Here is a 19065-nt window from a genome sequence, read left to right as displayed (position 1 = left end):
GTGTACAAGCTCGCCTTCTTCGTCCCTGCCAGCCACGTCGAAGTGGTCAAGGCTGCTGTGTTCGCCGCGGGTGGCGGGCGCATCGGCGACTATGACCACTGCGCCTGGCAAACCCTGGGCCAGGGCCAGTTCCGCCCGTTGGACGGCAGCCAGCCGTTCCTCGGGCAAACCGGCCAGGTCGAGGTGGTGGAGGAGTGGAAGGTGGAGCTGGTGGTCGCCAACGAGCTGATTGCCCAGGTCGTCGCTGCCCTCCGGCAGAGCCACCCGTACGAGACGCCAGCCTACGAGGTCTGGCGGCTAGCCGAGTTCTAGTCCGCATCAAGGCTCTTCGCGGGCAAGCCCGCTCCCACAGCGACATCACGGTTTCCAGAGCCAGTGATATCCCTGTGGGAGCGGGCTTGCCCGCGAAAGGGCCCTACAAATCAGCCACAATCGCCTTGCCTGGCTCAGGCCGCTTCAACCAGGCGCAAGCCAGCAGCCCCGCCTCGAACAGCAGCCACATCGGCACCGCCAGCATGGTCTGCGAAAACACATCCGGCGGCGTCAGGATCATCCCCACCACAAAGCAGCCAACGATCACGTAGGGTCTGCTACGGCGCAATGTCGGCACATCGGCCAACCCCACCCAGACCACGATGAAGGTCGCCACCGGGATCTCGAAGGCCAGCCCGAACGCCAGGAACAGCGCCAGGATGAAGTCCAGGTACTGGCTGATGTCGGTCATCATCGCTACGCCTTCTGGCGTCACGCTGGCAAAGAAGCCGAACATCATCGGGAACACCAGGAAGAACGCGAAGGCCATGCCGGTATAGAACAGCACGATACTCGACACCAGCAACGGCAGGGCAATGCGCCGTTCGCGGCGATACAGCCCGGGCGCCATGAACCCCCAGGCCTGGTGCAGCAGCAGCGGCATGGCGACGAAAAGCGCGCACATCGCAGTCAGCTTGAACGGCGTCAGGAACGGCGAAGTGACGCTGGTGGCGATCATGCTTGCGCCTTCCGGCAAAAAGCGTCGCAGCGGTTCGGATATCAGGGTGTACAGCGTCTGGGCGAAGGGGAACAGGCCGGCGAACATCAGCGCGACCAGCCCCAGGCAGCGCACCAGGCGCTTGCGCAGGTCGCGCAGGTGTTCGGTCAGCGGCATGCTGGCCGTCGGGTCCGTTGCCATGCTCATTCAGGCATTCTCCCTGGCTGTGTCGTGGCCGCTCCATTGGTGGAATCTGCGCTGAGGCGGACGCCCTGGCGGAGCTCCTGCTCCAGGCGCTGCAGGGGCGCGTTATCGAAGCCAGGCAGCTCGATCTCCCGTTCCACCTGCGCGCGCAAGGCCTGCATGGCCCGACGCGCCCGGCCCAGACCACGGCCGAGGGTACGTGCCGCCAGCGGCAGGCGTTCCGGACCCAACACCAACAGTGCGACGACGCCTACCAGCAACAGTTCGCTGAAACCTACCTCGAACATCAGGCCTGGGGGTCCGTGTGTTGTTGTGCCGCCTGGCCTGTCAGCGGGCATTGCGGCACCTGCGTGCGGCCAGCCGCGTTGGCGTCGTTGTCGCTGCCCATGGACTTGCGAAAGCCCTGGATCGCCTCGCCCACGTCGCTACCCAGGCCCTTGAGGCGCTTGGTACCAAACAGCAGGAATACGATCAGTAGTACGATCACCAGTTGCCAGATTCCAATGCCACCCATTGCGACCACTCCTGTAAGGTCATGAAAAGGAAGGGCAATCGTGCCTTGTGTAGATGACGGGCACATGACGAACGGCTGCTGCCATCTACCTGCAACACCTGACGTGTTGACTGGCGTTTTCATTCGCTTGTGGGTGTGCATGAATGGGTGGCAGGCAACAGCGGGGCGCGGCCCTGCTGATGGTAATGGTGGTACTGGCCATGCTGGCTGCGGGCATGGCCTGGCTGGTGGAAGATGGCCGCCGTCAGGTCGACGAGGTGCGCCTGCTGCACCAGCGGGTACAGGCGCGGGCCATGGAACAGGCAGGCCTGGCCTATGCCGGGCAGGCCCTGCGTGACCCCGCCTGGCGGCTCAGTCCGCTGTTCTGGCAGGCCTTGCGTGGGCAGCCGTTGAATTACGACTTTGCCGCCGGCCAGGCGCAGCTGAGGGTGGGCGACCTGCACACCTGCTTCAACGTCAATGCCTTGCTCGGTGCCGATGGTGAACGCGCCGAGCGCCAGTTGCGTTACCTGCTGGGCAATGACATGGCCGCCGAACGCCTGGTCGATGCCCTGGCCGACTGGCTCGATGCCGATAACGACACCCGCCTGCAAGGCGCCGAGAGTGCCCAGTACCTGCGCCAGCAACCTGCGCGGCTGGCGGCCAACCAACCGATGCTGGACACCAGCGAACTGAACCTGTTGCTGGCGCCGGATGCCGGCCGCCAAGGGCGTTACCCCATGTTGTGTGCCTTGCCGCAGACAACCGGTTGGCGGCTGAATGCCAATGCCCTGGGGCTGGAGCATCTGCCCTTGCTGGAGGCGCTGTACGAAGGGCGTTATCCACGCTCGCTGCTGAGCCGTATCGTCAGCGGCCGGCCGGCGTCCGGCTATGTGGATGCCGCCGCGTTGCGCCAGGCGCTGGGGGCGGTGGATGACGAGACGTTCGAGCGGCTGAGCGAAGGGTTGCTGTTGAACAGCGGCTATTACCTGTTGCAGCTGTCCTTCGCGGAGGAGGGGCGGGTGATACGCAGCGAGTTCCAGGTGGAGGCGCTGGGGGTGGTGCAGTGGCATGCCCGGGTGCCGGCGCAGCAGGTGCGGGTGCGTAGCCGCGAGCCGATGGTTTGGTAGTATTCACCGGCCTCTTCGCGGGTAAACCCGCTCCCACAGGGACCGCACGGTTTTTTTAACCCTGTGCAGTACCTGTGGGAGCGGGTTTACCCGCGAAAAGGCCGGTACAGCCAGCGCAAGGCTGACTGACCGGCACCATGTCAGGCGGTCCCGATCTCGCCGCCATCAATCCGCTGAATCACCACCGTCGCCGCCCGCGGCCTTACCGTGGTCCCCGCCGGGGTGGCATCGGTGGCCTGGTCGGTATATGGCCAGTTGTCCGGGTGCTGGATGTTCACGAACAGCGTCTTGTTGTCGGGGGTGAAGGTAATTCCGGTCACCTCGCAACCATTCGGGCCGACGAAGAAGCGGCGCAGGTCCACCTGGTTCTGTGCGTTCACCGGCACCTGCTTGCCGCTGGCATCGACCAGGTTGGTCGGGATCACTGCCAACAGCTGGTCATTGGTGTAGTCGGTCACGCTGCTCTCGCCGTTGTCTGTCTCGAACCACAGCACGCCACGGCTATCGAAGCTCATGCCGTCAGGGCTGGCGAACTGGTTCAGTTCGGTCAGGCCCGAGCGGTTGATGTCGGCAGTGCCGGCTGCATTGGCGCCGAACACGAAGATGTCCCAGGTGAAGCTCAGTTGGTCGTCGCTGTCGTGCCAGCGAATGATGTGGCCGTGCCGGTTCGGGCCGCGCGGGTTGGCTGCATCGACCTTTTCCGGGGTGCGCGCGCTGTTGTTGGTCAGGGTCAGGTACACGTCGCCATTCAGCGGGTTGACCGTGGTCCATTCCGGGCGGTCCATTGGCGTTGCGCCTACGGCATCGGCAGCGCCGCGGGTGTTGAGGATGATCCCCGGCAGGTCGCCATACAAGGCACCCAGGGTGCTGCCGGCAGTGGTCGTGGTGGCAACGTCCAGCAGCAGCCAGGCCCCGGTGCCGTCGGCATTGAAGCGCGCCACGTAGAGCTTGCCCTGGTCGAGGTACTTGGCGCCGGTGGTCAGGCGGTCGGCCGGGTTGGCGTCGGCGGCATCCCATACGGCGGTGGACACCCACTTGTACAGGTATTCGTTGTTCGAGTCGTCACCCATGTACCAGACCAGAGGCTTGCCGGCGACCGGCAGGCCCGGGGCGCAGCCCTCGTGACGGAAACGGCCCAGCGCCGTGCGCTTGGTGGCCAGGGTAGCGCTGTTGTACGGGTCGATCTCGACGATGTAGCCGTAGGTGCTGGCTTCGTTGCGATAGTCGTCGGTGGCGCTGGCACCTTTGACGGTGACGTCGAAACGGGCGAATTCGTCGGCTACCTCGCTGCTGTCGCCCGCCGCGGTTTCCCATTTGTACTGGCCGCTGGAAGTGCTCACGCCAATGCGGCGCTGGTCTTCAGGGCGGGTGCCTTTGTTGACGAAAATGCCTGGCCAGTTCTCTTCACAGGTCAGGTAGGTACCCCATGGGGTGTAGCCGTTGCCGCAGTTGTTGTTGGTGCCGCGGCAGTGGGTGCCGTCCGGCGAGTACTTGGTCTTTACGTGATCGGTGCCGCGCAGGGGGCCGGTGATTTCCATGCGCGAGGCTGTGGTGAAACGGCGGTTCAGCGGGTCGTTATCGACCACCTGCCAGCGACCGCCGATTTTCTGCAGGCGCACTACACCGGCACCGTGGGCGTTGATTTCCTTGCGTACTTCCTCGGCCGGGCGCTTGCCGTTGATATCGGTGGTCGGGCCGGCCGGGTGCAGGGCCGCGGTGTCGATGTACTCGAAGTTGATCGCCAGCAGGCCATCTTCCGAGCTGCCGTTGATGGGGAAGAAGTGCATGCCGTCGTGGTGCATGCCCATGGCGTTGGCCTGGTCGGTCGAGGTATTGCTGCCGTCGGCCTTCCACGGGTTGCCGTTGCGGTTGATCGGCGTGCCCCAGGGCGCCAGTACGTAGGCGCTGTAGCCAGCTGCAACCACGCAGGCGTCGGTGCGCGAGCCGGGGATGGACTGGAAACCCAATGCCAGTTTTGGCTTTTCCGGCTCAGTCACCGGCGGTTCGGTGACGGGATCATCGTGATCCGAACCGCCACCGTCGAAACAGCCTGTCAGGCCGGTACCGGCAATCATGGCGATGGCGGCGCCCAGGCTGCCGCGCATCACGCTGCGGCGGCTCAGGTAAGCGTCCATGACGCTGGCCATCGGCAGGTTGCCGCTTTGGTTCCGGTCAAGGTTGTCGCCGGTATCTCGACTCATCAGGGTGTCCTTATGTTGGCTGAGTTAGAGGAAACCGCGACTTTAGAGGGCAAATATGATGATTCCTTGGCAGAAATGTTAACGGGCGCTTAAAACCTTGCGCGCTTAAAAACATGAACTACAGATCAGTCTGGAATGTTGTCTGATTTCTGCCATCAAACTGTAATACCAACGCCGCAACATCCGGGGCCCGGAATGGACATGGAAAAGGATGGCGGCTTCGATGGCAAGCAGTGTGCACAGGCGCGAAGTGATCGGCTGGATGGGTGTCGGTGCCTTGGCGCCGTTGCTCGGCGCCTGCTCCGCCTTTCCTGGGCAACGGGGCGGCAATGCCAGCCTCGACCTGCTGTATGTGGCCGATACCCTCGATGCTCGCCAGCCGGGCCAGGCCGTGGTGCCGGCCACGCGCCTGGGACCGGTCAGCCACCTGGGCCGCGCGCCATGGATGACTGGCAGCAACGCCAGCCTCGCCTATCCGCAGCTGGCACCCCTGCTCGATGCCAGCCAGGCGGCATCTGCCCAGCTGGGCGGCTACGCCGTGCTGGCGGCGTTGCTCGAGCAGTTGCGCGATGAGGCCGGGGCAGGTAACAGCCTGACCCTGGAGAACGGCCAGGGCTGGAATGGCAGTGGCCTGGCCTACCTGACCCAGGGTGAAAGCGGGGTGCAAGGCAGCCAGTTGCTGGGAATCGAAGCGCGGGTCAGCAGTGATGAACGCGTGCTGTGGCCACAACGCTGCCCGGGCCTGTATCGCCAGGCCAGCGCCATTACCCTGGGGGCCGGGTTGGCAGACGCACAGCGTCAGACCCTCGGCCTGGAAAGCCTGCACCTGTTCGAGCGTGGCGGTGCACGGATTGCCGTGGTCGGCGTGACCGACCCCTACGCCCAGGACCAGAAGGCCTCCCTCAAGCAGTGGTACCAGGCGCTGCAGCCAGTGTTCGAGCAGGCACGCCGCGAGGCCGACCTGGTGGTGGCCTTGGCCGATGCTGGCACAGGCCCCGGACTGTGGCTGGCCGAGCGGGTGCCGCAGATCGACGTGCTGTTGTGCGCCCGTGGCCAGGACCTGTGGCCGGCTCCGGTCGAGGTGAGCCAGGCCAGCGGCCGTCGGGTACCGGTGCTGTTCACCGGTTGCCGGGGCAGCGGCGCCTTCCGCCTGCGCTGTCGACGTGTGGCCGGGTTGTGGCAGTTCGACGGGCGTTTTTTTCCTGCCTTCGAGCAGCAGTTGGCCCCCGCTGCGCAGCTGCGTGTCGCACCATTGCAGGCCGAGCTGCGTCAACAGCGCGCCGGCCATGCGGCCTGGCTCGATCAACCCCTGGCCCGTGCGCCCCAAGCCCTGTGGCGCCGTGATACCCGCGGTGGCAGCTGGGACCGCCTGTTGCACCAGGCCTTGGCCGGCGACAGCGACATGCCGGTGCTGCTGCCCGGGCTGCGTTATGACTGCCCGCTACCCGCCGGAGCGGCCATCACCCGCGAACATCTGATCAGCCTCACCGGTGGTTACCCGGCCCCGGTGGTCGAAGCGCCGGCCCGGCAGGTTGAGCAGGTGCTGGAGAACGCTGCGGAGCAATTGTTCGGTGACCCGTTGTTGCTGGACAACAGCCAGGACCTGCCGCGCTGGCTGGGCCAGCCCTGGCGGGTCAGCTACAGCCCGCAAGGCAAGCGCATCACTGGCCTGGCACCGGTGCAAGGCCTTTGCCGTACCTTCGGCCTGCAATTCCAGGCCCAGGCTGGTGAGCCATTGTGGCAAAGCGTTGAGGCCTGGCTTGCCCGCCAGCCAGCAGACTGGCAACTCGCGCCGCTGCAGTTGCCCGAAGTGCGCTACGTGCAAGGACACCCAGGTTGGCACCCGCGGCAGCTGGCTTCGTGATACTCGCCTCGCGCCTGCTCACTGGCGCTGGGCTGACCCTGGCCGGCTGGCTGGCCGCCCAGTGCGTGCTGCAACTGAGCCGTCAGCCGCAACCAGCCATTGCGCCCGGCATGGCCGACATGCCGCTGCCCGGGTTGATGGCCGGCCATTGGCAGACGCCCGTCGACGATGGAGCCATCGCCCTTACCCGCCTGCCTTTGCAATACCTCGGCGGCCTCAAGGCCCAGCCATTGGCCGCCAGCGTGGTGGTGTTGCGCTATGGCGAGCAGGTGCGCACCTTGGCCCGTGGCCAGCGCCTGGCGCCCGGGATCGTGCTGCAGGACATCGACAACGATGGCCTGATTTTCAACAACCAGGGGCGGCGTGAACGCCTGCCCTGGCCGCCACGCCCCGTCGTGACCGGCTTCAAGCGGCAAGGATGAACGATGCCTGTCAGATATTGCGTTGCGGCCGCCTTGGGCCTGGTCTTGTCCATGGGCCTGCCTGCCGCCAATGCCGAAGAACCGGTTTTCGACGACAATGGCACGCCCCTGTACGAGGTGAACTTCGTCGACACCGACCTGGGCGAGTTCATCGACAGCGTGTCGCGGATCACCGGCACTACCTTCATCGTCGACCCCCGGGTCAAGGGCAAGGTCACCGTGCGCACCGTCGACATGCACGACGCCGATGCGATCTACGACATCTTCCTGGCGCAGTTGCGCGCCCAGGGCTATGCCGCTGTCGACCTGCCCAACGGCAGCGTGAAGATCGTCCCGGACCAGGCCGCGCGCCTGGAGCCGGTACCGGTGGAACCCGCCGGGCAGCAGGGGGAGGGCAGCGACAGCGTGGCCACCCGGGTTTTCAATGTGCGCAACGCGGCCAGCGAACAGGTGCTCGGCATTCTCAAACCTCTGATCGACCCGCGAGTAGGGGTGATCACGCCGTATCCGGCAGCACAGCAACTGGTGGTGACCGACTGGCGCAGCAACCTGGATCGTATCGCCAGCTTGCTGCAACATCTCGACCGCCCAGGCGAAGTGACGGACAACACCGGCACCCAGGTGATCTACCTGCGCCACGCCAGTGCCAGTGAAGTGGTCAAGGTGCTGCGTGGCCTGAGCCAGGAAGGCATGGTGCCGGCCGAAGACGCCAATGCAGCCGAGGCCAAGGACAGGCCGGTGACGGCTGCCGGCGGTGGCAGCGGTATCCGCCTGGAATACGAGGAAGGCACCAACGCCGTGGTCATGGTCGGCCCCGACAGCGAGCTGGCTGCCTACCGCAGTATCGTCGAGCAACTGGATATCCGTCGTGCCCAGGTGGTGGTGGAGGCAATCATCGCCGAGGTCTCCGACAGCAGTGCCCAGGAGCTGGGCGTACAGTGGCTGTTCGCCGACGAGAAGTTTGGCGCTGGCATCGTCAACTTCGGCAGCAATGGGGTAAACATCGCCAGTATCGCCGGGGCGGCCGCCAGCGGCGACAGCGAGGCACTGGGCGACCTGCTGTCATCTACTACGGGGGCCACCGCGGGCATCGGCCATTTCGGTGGTGGCTTCAACTTTGCCATGCTGGTCAATGCGCTGAAGGGCAAGAGTGGTTTCAACCTGCTGTCCACGCCCACCCTGCTGACCCTGGACAACGCCGAGGCGTCGATCCTGGTTGGCCAGGAAGTGCCCTTCGTCACCGGCTCGGTGACCCAGAACAACGCCAACCCGTACCAGACCATCGAGCGCAAGGAAGTCGGCGTGAAACTGCGCATCAAGCCGCAGATCAACATCGACAACAGCGTGCGCCTGGATATCGTCCAGGAGGTGTCGTCGATCGCCGACTCGAGCGCCGCCAGCGACGTGATCACCAACAAGCGCGAAATCAAGACCAAGGTGATGGTCGAGGACAACGGCCTGGTGATCCTTGGTGGCCTGATCAGTGACGAGCTGAGTACCAGCAACCAGCGTGTGCCGCTGTTGGGCGATATCCCTTACCTTGGCCGGCTGTTCCGCTCCGATGCCAGCAAGAACACCAAGCAGAACCTGATGGTGTTCATCCGCCCGCGTATCCTGCGTGACGGGCCCAGCCTGGCAGGGCTCAGCGAAGGCAAGTACCGCAGCCTGCAACAGACCACGCCGCTGCAACTGCCGGACCTGGCAGCAGGCAGCCCGCAGTTGCTGCAGGTATTCCCCGCCAGCCGCGCGCGCCTGGAAGGCGGTGACTGGTGATGCTGCCTTATCGCCAAGCGCGCCAGAGTGGGGTAGCCATGGCCCCGGCCGAGCAGGGCTGGCAGCTGTGGCTGCGGCCCGATGCCGACAGCGCACAGCTGCAAGAGCTGCTGCGTGTGCATGGCCAGCCCAGCCTGCTCGAATATCTCGAGCCTGCGCTGTTCGATGAACGCCTGGGCCAGCTGTACCAGGCTGAGGCCAACGCCACCGAGGCACTGATCGAAGGCATCGGCGAGCAGGTTGACCTGGACAGCCTGATGAGCGAGATGCCGCGCATCGAGGACCTGCTGGAAAGCGACGACGAAGCCCCGGTGATCCGCCTGATCAACGGCCTGTTCGGCCAGGCACTGCGCCTGCGCGCCTCGGATATCCACATCGAAACCTTCGAGCAGAGCCTGGTGGTGCGCCTGCGGGTGGACGGCCACCTGCGCGAGGTGTTGCGCCCACCCCGTGCGCTTTCAGCCATGCTGGTGTCGCGGATCAAGGTCATGGCGCGCCTGGACATTGCCGAAAAGCGCCAGCCCCAGGATGGCCGTATCACCCTGCGTGCAGCCGGGCGCGAGGTGGACGTGCGGGTCTCGACCCTGCCTGGCATCCATGGCGAACGGGTGGTGATGCGCGTGCTCGACAAGCAGGCCAGCCTGCTGGCGCTGGGCAACCTGGGCATGCCGCCGGCGGTGCTGCAGGGCCTGCGCGGTTGCCTGGCGCGGCCCAACGGCATCGTACTGGCCACCGGCCCGACCGGTTCGGGCAAAACCACCACCCTCTACGCCAGCCTCAATAGCCTCAACGACGGCAGCCGCAATATCCTCACTGTCGAGGACCCAGTGGAGTACGCCATCGCCGGCATTGGCCAGACCGCCATCAACCCGCGTGCCGGGCTGACCTTCGCCAGCGGCTTGCGGGCAATCCTGCGGCAGGACCCGGACGTCATCATGCTCGGCGAAATCCGCGACCAGGAAACCGCGCAGATTGCCGTGCAGGCCAGCCTCACCGGCCACCTGGTGCTGTCCACCCTGCACACCAACAGTGCGGTGGGCGCAGTGACCCGCCTGCGCGACATGGGCATCGAACCGTTCCTGATCGCCTCGTGCCTGCGCGGCGTACTGGCCCAGCGCCTGGTGCGGCGCCTGTGCAGTTGCGCCGTGGCGCACCCGCTGCAGGCGGCTGAACGGGGGCTGTGGCCCGAGCTGGCGGCGCTCGGCAGCAGTTACCACGCGGTGGGCTGCGAGCAGTGCCAGGGCAGCGGTTACCGGGGGCGCCTGGGCTTGTACGAATTCATCGAATTGGACGCCGGTCTGGTCGGCCTGCTGTATGACGGTGCCAGCGAACTGGCCATGCACGACTACCTGGCCGAACGCAGGCAGAGCCTGGTGGCGATGGCCAGCGACTGCCTGGCGCGTGGCGAGACGAGCCTGGCCGAAGTGCTGCGTGTGGTGCAGGGCTGAGCCATGCCGACCTATCGCTACCAGGCCGTCGACCTTGCCGGCAAGACCCGCAAGGCCAGCCTGCAAGCCGACAGCGAACGCCACGCGCGCCAGTTGTTGCGCGAGCAGGGGCTGTTCGCCCGCCAGTTGCAGCGCCACGAGGCCGGTACCCGGCAACCCCGGCGCCAGCGCCTGAGCCGCGCCCAGCTATGCGAACTGACCCGTCAACTGGCCACCCTGACGGCTGCCGGCATCCCCCTGGTCGACGCCCTGGCCACCCTTGAACGTCAATTGCGCCAGCCCGCCCTGCATAGCGTGCTGGTGGCCTTGCGCGGCTCGCTTGCCGAAGGCCTGGGCCTGGCCCGCAGCCTGGCGCGCCAAGGCGCACCGTTCAGTGGCCTGTACTGCGCATTGGTCGAGGCCGGCGAACGCTCCGGGCGCCTGGCCCAGGTATTGACCCGCCTGGCCGATCACCTGGAACAGGTGCAACGGCAACAGCACAAGGCGCGCACTGCGCTGATCTACCCCACGGTGCTGATGGGCGTGTCGCTGGCGGTGGTCATCGGCCTGATGACCTTCGTCGTGCCCAAGCTCACCGAGCAATTCGCCCATGCCGGGCAGAGCCTGCCGCTGATCACCTCGCTGTTGATCGGCCTGAGCCAGGGGCTGGTCCAGGCCGGGCCTTGGCTGCTGGGGCTGGCCGTGGTGCTCGCGGCGCTCGGTGGCTGGTTGCTGCGCAAGCCGCAATGGTGCCTGCGCCGTGACCAGTGGCTGTTGCGCCTGCCACGTGTCGGCAACCTGCTGCAGGTGCTGGAAAGCGCGCGCCTGGCACGCAGCCTGGCCATCCTCACTGGCAGCGGCGTGGCCCTGCTCGAAGCCCTGCAAGTGGCCACCGAAACCGTCGGCAACCGGCGTATCCGCCAGGCCATGGAACAGGTGCGCCTGCAGGTGCAGGGCGGCACCAGCCTGCACCGCGCGCTGGATGCCAGCCAGCAATTCCCACCACTGCTGGTGAACATGGTCGGCAGTGGCGAGGCCAGCGGCACCCTGGCCAACATGCTCGAGCGGGTGGCCGACGACCAGGAGCGCGGCTTCGCCCGCCAGGTCGACACCGCCATGGCGCTGTTCGAACCCCTGATGATCCTGGTGATGGGCGCCGTGGTGCTGTTCATCGTGCTGGCGGTGCTGCTGCCGATCATGCAACTCAACCAGGGCCTGCAACTGTGAACGCAAGGAGTATTGCCATGCAGCATCGACGCCACCGCCAGCGCGGTTTCACCCTCATGGAAATCATGGTGGTGATCTTCATCATCGGCCTGCTCATCGCCGTGGTCGCGCCCAGCGTGCTCGGCAACCAGGACAAGGCCATGAAACAGAAGGTCATGGCCGACCTGGCCACCCTGGAGCAGGCGCTGGACATGTACCGTCTGGACAACCTGCGCTTTCCCAGCAACGAGCAGGGCCTGGCTGCGCTGGTGAAAAAACCGGTTCACGAGCCGCTGCCCCGGGCTTGGCGCAGTGACGGCTACGTGCGCCGCCTGCCGGAAGACCCGTGGGGTACCCCGTATCAGTACCGCATGCCCGGCGAGCATGGCCGGGTCGACGTGTACTCGCTGGGCGCCGACGGCCTGCCGGGAGGCGAAGGCCAGGATGCCGACCTGGGCAACTGGGAGCTGTAACGGGTGCGTCGGCAGCGGGGTTTCAGCCTGATCGAGTTGCTGGTGGTGCTGGCCATCGCCGGGCTGATGACAGGGCTGGCGGTGACCGCTCTCGGCAACGGCCAGGCCGCTGTCGAGCAGGCCTTGCAGCGCCTGGCGGCGGAGATCCGCAGCCAGGCCGTGCTGGCCCGGCATGCCGGGCAACTGCGCGGCCTGCGCTGGAACGGCCAGCGCTTGGAGTTCGTGCGCCGCCAAGACGATGCCTGGGCGCTCGAGACGGTTGCCCTGGGCGACTGGCCCAAAGGCCTGCACCCGGATTGGCCAGCCAGCTCGCAGCCTCAGCTGCTGTTCACCCCGCACGGCTGGGCACAGCCGGGCAGCGTGCACTGGCGCTGGGCCGATGGTAGCCAACGCTGGGCCTGGGGCCGTGATGGCCGCTTGCATATAGCGGTGGCGCCATGAAGCGGCATCAGCGCGGCTTCACCTTGCTCGAGGTCACCGTGGCCCTGGCGATCGCCGCCGTGCTGGCAGTGATCACCAGCCAGGTGCTGCGCCAGCGCTTGGCCGTGCAGGAGAACCTGCAGCAACACCGCTTCGGCCTGCTGTGTGCACGCGAGTTGCAAACCCGCTTTGCGGTCGAGCAGTTCTGGCCCAGCAACGATCAGGTGAGCGGTGAACTCAGCCAGGGTGGCCAGGCCTGCCACTGGCAGTTGCAGCTGCGCCGCACCGGTGTGCGCGACTTGCGTCGCGGGGAACTACTGCTGTCCGCCGATCGTGACCAGCGCCTGCCGCTAGGTCAGTACACCGTGTTTCTGGAGCGCCCATGAGTTACGGAAACCGTGAAGCCTGTGCGGTCCCTGGGGGAGCGAACACGCCCGCTGCAACACCGGTTCAGCCCTCTCATCAGCGCAGGCGTTTGCCGCTGAAACGCCGCCAGGCCGGCCTGACCCTGATCGAGCTGATGGTCGCCCTGGCCCTGACTGCCGTGCTCGGCATTCTGCTTGCCGCTTTGGTCAATGGCTGGCTCAAGGTGCGCGAGCGCTTGCAGGCCACCACCCAGGAAACCTCGGTGCTGGACTTTTGCCTGGCCCTGGAGCGGCGTTTCGACAGCCCGGTAATGCGCCGTATCTACGAACAGCGCCTGCCCCTGGCCAGCCGCTGGCTCGACTGGCAGCCAGCCAGCAACCAGCTGCTCTGGGTCGCCTCCACCGGCCTGCCGGAAGCCGAAGGCGGCGCACGCCTGCAACGTCAGCGCCTGCGTTTCGAGGCCCGTGAGCAACGCCTGCTGCTGGAAAGCTCGGCCGACCTGTACGCCGCTGCCGCTCCGCGCTGGCTCGAGCGTGAACGGCTCGAGCGGGTCAGCGCCATGAATGTTCTGTATTACCAGGGCGGCCGCTGGCTGGCCTGGCCTTCCGACCAACCCGCGCACCCCGGCCGTGGCGTGCGCCTGGAATTGCAGCGTGACGGGGCTCCCTATGTCTGCACCTTCGCGCTCCCATGGGGGCGCTCATGAAAGTTGAATGGCGCCGGCGCACAGCGGCCCGGCCTTGGCTGTTGCTGCGACCAGGTGCTACCTGGCACTGGGCGCTGGTCGATGGTGGTGTAGTGCAAGACCAGGGGCAGGGCAAGCCGCCGCTGCACCTGCAGGCGCGCGCCGCGCTGATTGTGCCTGCCGAGGCCTGCAGCCATTTTCGCGTGCCGGCGCCGCCCGGGCTCAGACGTGAAGAATGGCCGCTGCTACTCGAAGACCGCTTGCTGCAGGCCCCGGATGAAGTGACTTGTGCCTGCCTGGTGCGTGAGCCCGGTTACCTTCGCTTGCTGGTGGTGGCGCGACAGCGGCTGGACAGCTGGCGAACTCAGTGCGCCGAATGGGACTTGCCGGTGGAACGTTGCTGGGCAGAGCTGCAGCTACTGCCGACACCTGAGGCGGGCACTGCCTGGCACTGGCAGCGCACAGCCGATCTGCGCTTGTGCAAAGGGCTGGGCGCAGATGGCCAGGAACATTGGCTGGCCTGGCCGGAGGCATTGGGTGGTGCGCTTCCACAACCGTGGACGGAGCTGCACACGGTGTCGCTGGGCGGTGCCTGGCCAACGGCGTTGCCATCGCTCGATAAATTGCCGGGCCTGTTCGAGGCTGCCCGCATGGCGCGTGCGCTGCCGCTGGTATCCCGACCGCAGCGCCGCCTGCTTGCCGCTTGCCTGGTGTTGGCTGCTGCATGGGGCGGGCTGTGGATGACCCAGCAATGGCGCCAGGCGCAACTCTGGCGCAGCCAGGTCGTTGCCGTGACCGGCGCCCAGGCCAGCCCGCGTCACGCCGCGCAGGCGCTCAAACGGCTGCGCGAAGGTGAGTTGCAACAACGAGTGCGCCTGCGCCAGCTCGAAGACCTGCAAGCGGCATTGCAGGCCTGGCTGCGTGAGCACCCCGGCTGGCACCTGCGCGCGGTGCGCTTCGATGGCCAGCGCTGGCATGTGCGCCTGGCGGGTGAGGGTAGTGCACCGCCTTGGCAGGACATGGCCAGCGCTGCCGGTGCGACTGTTCAGGTGCAAGCTGGCCAAGTGGTATTCGATCTGGGGGCGGCCTCATGAACCGGGACTGGATACAGCGTCACCGTTTCAAGTTCGCCTGGGCAGTGATTGCCCTGTTGCTGGCCGTGCTGGCTCTGCGCACCGGCCTTGCGCAATGGCGCGAGCTCAGCCAATGGCGCGGGCTGGCGGAACAGGCCGCCAGTCTGCACGGCGGCCCGGGGTTGAACCTCGAACGGCTACGCCAGTCGGCCCAGGCCCGGCGCATCGAACTGGCTGAGGTCGATGCGCAAGGCAAGGTCTGGCAACTGCGTGGCCAGGTGGTTGACGAGCTTCAACTGCAAGGCTGGCTGCAGAGCCTGCGTACCGAGGGCGTACAGCCACTGCAATGGGGGCTGGAACACGACGGCAAGAGGCTGCGCTTCGAGCTGGTGGTGCAGCCATGAGCCGAAGAAGTGTGGCCTGGGTGCTGCTGGTTTTCGCCGTGTCGCTGCTGCTGGAGCTGCCGGCCAGTTGGGTGGTGCGTGCGTTCGGCCTGCCCATGCGCGAAGTCAGTGGCAGCCTGTGGCAAGGCCAGGCCCAGCAGCTGGGGGGGGTAGGGCCGCTGCGCTGGGCGCTGCAGCCTTGGCGCTTGCAGGCGAGCGCGCAGGTCGGCTGGCAGGGTCAGGCCTGGCAACTGCGTGCTGAAGGCTGGCCATGGCAGTGGCAGCTGGCGGCGACGGCCATGGGGCCGCAGCTGACGACATCCACGGATTACCGCCTGGCTGGGCAATGGCAGGGCGCGTTGCGCGTCGAGGGCGCTGGGCGCCAATGCCAGGGCAGCGACGGCCGCCTGCTGGTGACCGACCTCGCCATGAGCGAGCCGTGGTCGCTGGGCCTGGGGCAGGGCTGGCTGGAAATGGACTGCGGCAACGGCTGGCGCCTGCGCGGGCAACTGGCACAACAGGGGCAGCATCAGCTGGCAATGGACGTAGACTTGCCTGGGCGCCGGGCCCGGTTGGTGTATGAATTGCAGTCCGAGGCGGCGTTGATACCATTGCTGCGTGGTATGCAGTGGCTCGGGCCGCAGGCACTGGCCGGGCAGCGGGACTTTCGCTGGTAGGGCGCCCAGAGAACGCCGAGCCTCCCTTCAGCCTGTTGCAAGCCGCTCATATCGCTGCCCATATCAAGGGCGGATCTCGATCAGCGTACCATCGCGCACCAGGTCCCACACTTCCTGCATGTCGCGGTTACGCATGGCAATGCAGCCATCGGTCCAGTCCAGCGTATGGAAGTACCACTCCGGATACTCGTCGTTGATCGGCGTACCGTGAATCATGATCATGCTGCCGGGACTCACCCCTTCACGGGTCGCACGGGCGGCATCGCTGACGTTCGGGTAGTTGATGTGAATGGCCAGGTTGAAGCGGTCGCTTTGCTTGCGCCAGTCCAGCCAGTAAAGCCCCTCGGGGGTTTTCTTGTCACCCTCCCGTTCCTTGGGCCCCTTGGGCTGCTTGCCCAGGGAGATGCGGTAGGTTTTCAGGGGTTCGCCACGGCTGATCAATTGCAGGCGGCGCTCGGACTTGATCACCAGTACCTTGTCGATCAGCGGCTGCATGGCCTTTTGCGAAGGCGACTGAATCTGCGCTGCCGGCTGGGGTTTGCGAATGATGGTCTCGGTGAACGCCGCCTGTGACACCGAGGTAACGCAAAGGCAGAAAAGGGCAAGCAACCAGCGCATGTAACGGTATCCCTGAAGGCTTCTAGGTAATGGTCGAGACAGTCATCGGCGGCAGGTATTCATGGCCTATGGGGTAGTGCTGCCCGATGCGGTCACGATAGTAGCATTCTAGTGTGCGTGTGACTGTGCGGAAAGCCAGCTCGCCCCACGGTATCTCGTGTTCCTCGAATAGCCGTACCTCCAGGCTTTCGACACCAATGGCAAAGTCGAGGTCCGCCAGCTCGGCACGGAAGAACACATGCACCTGATTGATGTGCGGCAGGTCGAACAATTGGTACAGGGCCAGGCTGCCGACCCGGGCGCAGGCTTCCTCGACGGTTTCGCGACGGGCGGCCTGGTCGAGGGTCTCGCCATTTTCCATGAACCCGGCGGGGAGGGTCCAGAAGCCCCGGCGCGGCTCGATGGCGCGTCTGCACAGCAGCACCTGGCTGCCCCAGGTCGGCAACACGCCCGCGACAATGTTGGGGTTCTGGTAATGAATGGTCTGGCAGGACTCGCAGACATAGCGCAGGCGGCTGTCGCCTGCAGGGATTTGCTGAGTCACCAGCTGGCCGCACGTGCTACAGAATTTCATGTCGGGTTCCTTTCGCTCAGGCTTATCTTGGCGCGACAGCCTGGGCACCGCAAGCGTCCGGGGCTTGGGTGCTGCGCGGCTTTGGTGCATCATGCAGGGCAGGTCTTGAATACGAGCGTGCGCAATGCTGGACGAGCTACTTCGCCGAATGAGCAACCACCAACCCGCGTCACTGGAAACCGACCGACGGTTCCCCGAAGCGGCGGTGCTCCTGCCCATTACCCGTAGCGAAGCGCCCGAACTGGTTCTTACCTTGCGCGCCAAAGGCCTGTCCACCCATGGTGGCGAAGTGGCCTTTCCTGGTGGCCGGCGCGACCCGGAAGACCCGGACCTGGTGTTCACCGCATTGCGCGAGGCCGAAGAGGAAATCGGCCTGCCGCCCGGCCTGGTGGAAGTCATCGGCCCGCTCAGCCCGTTGATTTCGCTGCATGGCCTGAAAGTGACGCCATTCGTCGGGCTCATTCCGGATTTTGTCGAATACCGCGCCAATGACGCCGAGATCGCGGCAGTATTCACTGTGCCGCTGGAATTTTTCCGTCAGGACCCGCGCGACCACACCCACCGTATCGATTACCAGGGGCGCAGCTGGTATGTGCCCAGCTATCGCTATGGCGAATACAAGATCTGGGGCTTGTCGGCGATCATGATCGTCGAGCTGGTCAACCTGCTGTTCGATGCCGGCATCAGCCTGCACCAGCCGCCTGAGCGTTACATCGAAAACTGAGCGGGGGCCTACCCCGCCATCTGCGTCGCAGCCTGAGGAGCAAGCATGAAATACCGCCTGGGCGACCTGCGGGTCGAAAGCCACCCCACCAGCTGGGCCGCACCCACCGCTACCCTGATCGGCAAAGTACGCCTGCAGGCCAATGCCAGCGTGTGGTTTGGCGCGGTGCTGCGCGGCGACAACGAGCTGATCGATATCGGCGAAGGCAGCAACGTGCAGGATGGCACCGTGATGCACACCGACATGGGCTCGCCGCTGACCCTGGGCAAGGGCGTGACCGTCGGCCACAACGCCATGCTGCATGGCTGCACGGTGGGCGACTACAGCCTGGTTGGCATCAATGCGGTCATCCTCAACGGCGCGCGTATCGGCAGGCACTGCATCATCGGCGCCAATGCGCTGATTGCCGAGGGCAAGGAAATTCCCGACGGTTCCCTGGTGATGGGCTCACCGGGCAAGGTCGTGCGCGAGCTGACCGAGCAGCAGAAGCGCGTGCTCGAGGCCAGCGCCGCGCACTATGTGCACAACGCCGAGCGCTATGCTCGCGAGCTGGTGGTCGACGATGAGTGACACGCTTGTGGCGGAGCGGCCGGTACCTTCACCCTGTGTGAGTATCTGCGGCCTGGACGAGCAGGACATCTGCACCGGGTGCCAGCGTACGGTGGCTGAAATCAGCCGCTGGTCGAAAATGGACAACAGCGAACGCCGTGCGGTGCTCAAGCTCTGCCATGAGCGGGCGCTGGCGGCCGGGGTGATCTTCGGCGTCTGATCAGTGGTGGCCTCTTCACGGGGCAAGCCCGCTCCCACAGGTTGGATGCTGCATCGAAAGCGCTGGTGTACCTGTGGGAGCGGGCTTGCCCCGCGAAGAGGCCACCGCTACTCTGTGCGGCTTGCCCACAGACCACTCCCCATGTTCTATCTGTTTGCCTACATCAGCAGCGTAGTGCTGATCAACTACGCCTTCTCCAGCGCCCCGCACCTGGACATCATCTGGTCCGCCTGGGGCGGCCTGGTATTCATCCTGCGCGACATGGTGCAGACCCGCTTCGGCCACGGCGCGCTGGTCGCCATGCTGGTGGCGCTGGTGTTGTCCTATGTCACCTCGGAACCGGCCATCGCGCTGGCCAGTGCCACTGCGTTCTTCATTTCCGAACTGATCGACTGGCTGGTGTTCAGCATCACCCGCCGCCCGCTGCGCGACCGCCTGTGGTTGAGCTCGGCGTTGAGCATCCCGGTGGACACGTTCATCTTCTTCGGCATGATCGGTGCCCTGGTCCCGGCCGTGGTCGGTACGGCCATGGCCTCGAAGTTTGCCGGTGTCACCGCGGTGTGGCTGGCCATGGCATTTCGCGCCCGGCGGGCCGCTGCCGCCGGTTGATGGT

General features: G+C 65.8%; 24 protein-coding genes. 18 read left to right on the top strand and 6 right to left on the bottom strand.

Translation table 11 applies throughout. The features are described from left to right. Positions 1-312 (top strand): NGG1p interacting factor NIF3, encoded by a 312-nt coding sequence (locus B4L76_RS05185; protein WP_296230973.1) that lies wholly within the window; start codon positions 1-3, stop codon positions 310-312. Between the two features lie 103 nt (positions 313-415). Here B4L76_RS05185 and tatC read toward each other — a convergent pair whose 3' ends face one another. Genes tatC through tatA form a run of 3 tightly spaced genes read right to left on the bottom strand, consistent with a single transcriptional unit; the run spans position 416 to position 1688 of the window. Further along, positions 416-1177, bottom strand: a complete 762-nt coding sequence (gene tatC / locus B4L76_RS05180) for a twin-arginine translocase subunit TatC (RefSeq protein ID WP_296230972.1) — start codon at positions 1175-1177, stop codon at positions 416-418. Beyond that, a complete protein-coding gene (gene tatB, locus B4L76_RS05175) occupies positions 1174-1461 on the bottom strand; it encodes a Sec-independent protein translocase protein TatB (protein ID WP_296230970.1) in 288 nt (95 codons plus the stop codon). Before tatB ends, tatC begins: the two co-directional genes overlap by 4 nt. After that, positions 1461-1688: a twin-arginine translocase TatA/TatE family subunit gene (gene tatA / locus B4L76_RS05170; RefSeq protein WP_296230968.1), complete on the bottom strand. Its 228-nt coding sequence runs from the start codon at positions 1686-1688 to the stop codon at positions 1461-1463. The genes tatB and tatA overlap by 1 nt, the downstream gene beginning before the upstream one ends. A 143-nt stretch (positions 1689-1831) precedes the next feature. On the opposite strand from tatA, the gene gspK reads away from it, so the two are divergent. Beyond that, a complete protein-coding gene (gene gspK, locus B4L76_RS05165; RefSeq protein ID WP_296230966.1) occupies positions 1832-2797 on the top strand; it encodes a type II secretion system minor pseudopilin GspK in 966 nt (321 codons plus the stop codon). A gap of 140 nt (positions 2798-2937) precedes the next feature. Here the strand turns inward: gspK and B4L76_RS05160 are convergent, their stop codons facing one another. After that, positions 2938-4998, bottom strand: a complete 2061-nt coding sequence (locus B4L76_RS05160; RefSeq protein WP_296230964.1) for a PhoX family protein — start codon at positions 4996-4998, stop codon at positions 2938-2940. Positions 4999-5221: 223 nt separating this feature from the next. Here B4L76_RS05160 and B4L76_RS05155 point away from each other — a divergent pair, with 223 nt between their 5' ends. The 12 genes from B4L76_RS05155 to B4L76_RS05100 all read left to right on the top strand — a co-directional run bounded on the left by B4L76_RS05155 (position 5222) and on the right by B4L76_RS05100 (position 15767). Next, a complete protein-coding gene (locus tag B4L76_RS05155; protein WP_296230963.1) occupies positions 5222-6862 on the top strand; it encodes a lipoprotein UxpA in 1641 nt (546 codons plus the stop codon). Beyond that, positions 6859-7284, top strand: coding sequence for a pilus assembly protein PilZ (locus tag B4L76_RS05150; protein ID WP_296231082.1), 426 nt, complete (start codon positions 6859-6861; stop codon positions 7282-7284). The genes B4L76_RS05155 and B4L76_RS05150 overlap by 4 nt, the downstream gene beginning before the upstream one ends. 3 nt (positions 7285-7287) lie before the next feature. Continuing rightward, positions 7288-9057 carry a type II secretion system secretin GspD gene (gspD, locus tag B4L76_RS05145; protein WP_296230961.1) on the top strand — a complete coding sequence of 590 codons (1770 nt, stop codon included), beginning with the start codon at positions 7288-7290 and terminating at the stop codon, positions 9055-9057. Further along, positions 9057-10505, top strand: coding sequence for a GspE/PulE family protein (locus B4L76_RS05140; RefSeq protein WP_296230960.1), 1449 nt, complete (start codon positions 9057-9059; stop codon positions 10503-10505). The genes gspD and B4L76_RS05140 overlap by 1 nt, the downstream gene beginning before the upstream one ends. 3 nt (positions 10506-10508) lie before the next feature. Continuing rightward, entirely contained in the window at positions 10509-11711 is a 1203-nt protein-coding gene (gspF, locus tag B4L76_RS05135) for a type II secretion system inner membrane protein GspF (protein ID WP_296230959.1), read from the top strand. 17 nt (positions 11712-11728) lie between these two features. Continuing rightward, on the top strand, positions 11729-12163 hold the full coding sequence (gspG, locus tag B4L76_RS05130; protein ID WP_296230957.1) for a type II secretion system major pseudopilin GspG: 435 nt from the start codon (positions 11729-11731) through the stop codon (positions 12161-12163). A 3-nt stretch (positions 12164-12166) separates the two neighbouring features. Next, positions 12167-12604 carry a type II secretion system minor pseudopilin GspH gene (gspH, locus tag B4L76_RS05125; protein WP_296230955.1) on the top strand — a complete coding sequence of 146 codons (438 nt, stop codon included), beginning with the start codon at positions 12167-12169 and terminating at the stop codon, positions 12602-12604. After that, a complete protein-coding gene (locus B4L76_RS05120; protein ID WP_296230954.1) occupies positions 12601-12969 on the top strand; it encodes a type II secretion system protein GspI in 369 nt (122 codons plus the stop codon). The genes gspH and B4L76_RS05120 overlap by 4 nt, the downstream gene beginning before the upstream one ends. A gap of 95 nt (positions 12970-13064) precedes the next feature. Then, positions 13065-13655, top strand: coding sequence for a type II secretion system protein (locus tag B4L76_RS05115; RefSeq protein ID WP_296231080.1), 591 nt, complete (start codon positions 13065-13067; stop codon positions 13653-13655). Then, entirely contained in the window at positions 13652-14728 is a 1077-nt protein-coding gene (locus B4L76_RS05110) for a GspL/Epsl periplasmic domain-containing protein (protein WP_296230952.1), read from the top strand. The genes B4L76_RS05115 and B4L76_RS05110 overlap by 4 nt, the downstream gene beginning before the upstream one ends. Next, positions 14725-15111 carry a type II secretion system protein GspM gene (gene gspM, locus B4L76_RS05105; RefSeq protein WP_296230950.1) on the top strand — a complete coding sequence of 129 codons (387 nt, stop codon included), beginning with the start codon at positions 14725-14727 and terminating at the stop codon, positions 15109-15111. The genes B4L76_RS05110 and gspM overlap by 4 nt, the downstream gene beginning before the upstream one ends. Then, entirely contained in the window at positions 15108-15767 is a 660-nt protein-coding gene (locus B4L76_RS05100; RefSeq protein ID WP_296230948.1) for a general secretion pathway protein GspN, read from the top strand. Before gspM ends, B4L76_RS05100 begins: the two co-directional genes overlap by 4 nt. A 63-nt stretch (positions 15768-15830) precedes the next feature. On the opposite strand, the gene B4L76_RS05095 is transcribed toward B4L76_RS05100, so the two are convergent. After that, entirely contained in the window at positions 15831-16385 is a 555-nt protein-coding gene (locus B4L76_RS05095; RefSeq protein ID WP_296230945.1) for a L,D-transpeptidase family protein, read from the bottom strand. Positions 16386-16407: 22 nt separating this feature from the next. Further along, the gene (locus tag B4L76_RS05090) at positions 16408-16959 is read right to left on the bottom strand and encodes an NUDIX hydrolase (RefSeq protein WP_296230944.1); all 552 of its coding nucleotides are present in this window, start codon (positions 16957-16959) and stop codon (positions 16408-16410) included. Positions 16960-17083: 124 nt separating this feature from the next. On the opposite strand from B4L76_RS05090, the gene B4L76_RS05085 reads away from it, so the two are divergent. The 4 genes from B4L76_RS05085 to B4L76_RS05070 all read left to right on the top strand — a co-directional run bounded on the left by B4L76_RS05085 (position 17084) and on the right by B4L76_RS05070 (position 19061). Beyond that, a complete protein-coding gene (locus B4L76_RS05085) occupies positions 17084-17683 on the top strand; it encodes a CoA pyrophosphatase (RefSeq protein WP_003252125.1) in 600 nt (199 codons plus the stop codon). Between the two features lie 45 nt (positions 17684-17728). Next, on the top strand, positions 17729-18253 hold the full coding sequence (locus B4L76_RS05080; protein WP_296230943.1) for a gamma carbonic anhydrase family protein: 525 nt from the start codon (positions 17729-17731) through the stop codon (positions 18251-18253). Next, positions 18246-18452, top strand: coding sequence for a DUF1289 domain-containing protein (locus tag B4L76_RS05075; protein WP_296230942.1), 207 nt, complete (start codon positions 18246-18248; stop codon positions 18450-18452). The genes B4L76_RS05080 and B4L76_RS05075 overlap by 8 nt, the downstream gene beginning before the upstream one ends. Positions 18453-18593: 141 nt before the next feature. Continuing rightward, positions 18594-19061, top strand: coding sequence for a VUT family protein (locus B4L76_RS05070; RefSeq protein WP_296230940.1), 468 nt, complete (start codon positions 18594-18596; stop codon positions 19059-19061). The last annotated feature ends 4 nt before the right edge of the window (positions 19062-19065 follow it).

This window comes from Pseudomonas sp. UBA4617, from assembly GCF_002386445.1.
Classification (GTDB): domain Bacteria; phylum Pseudomonadota; class Gammaproteobacteria; order Pseudomonadales; family Pseudomonadaceae; genus Aquipseudomonas.
This window is presented reverse-complemented; position numbering and strand designations above follow the sequence as displayed.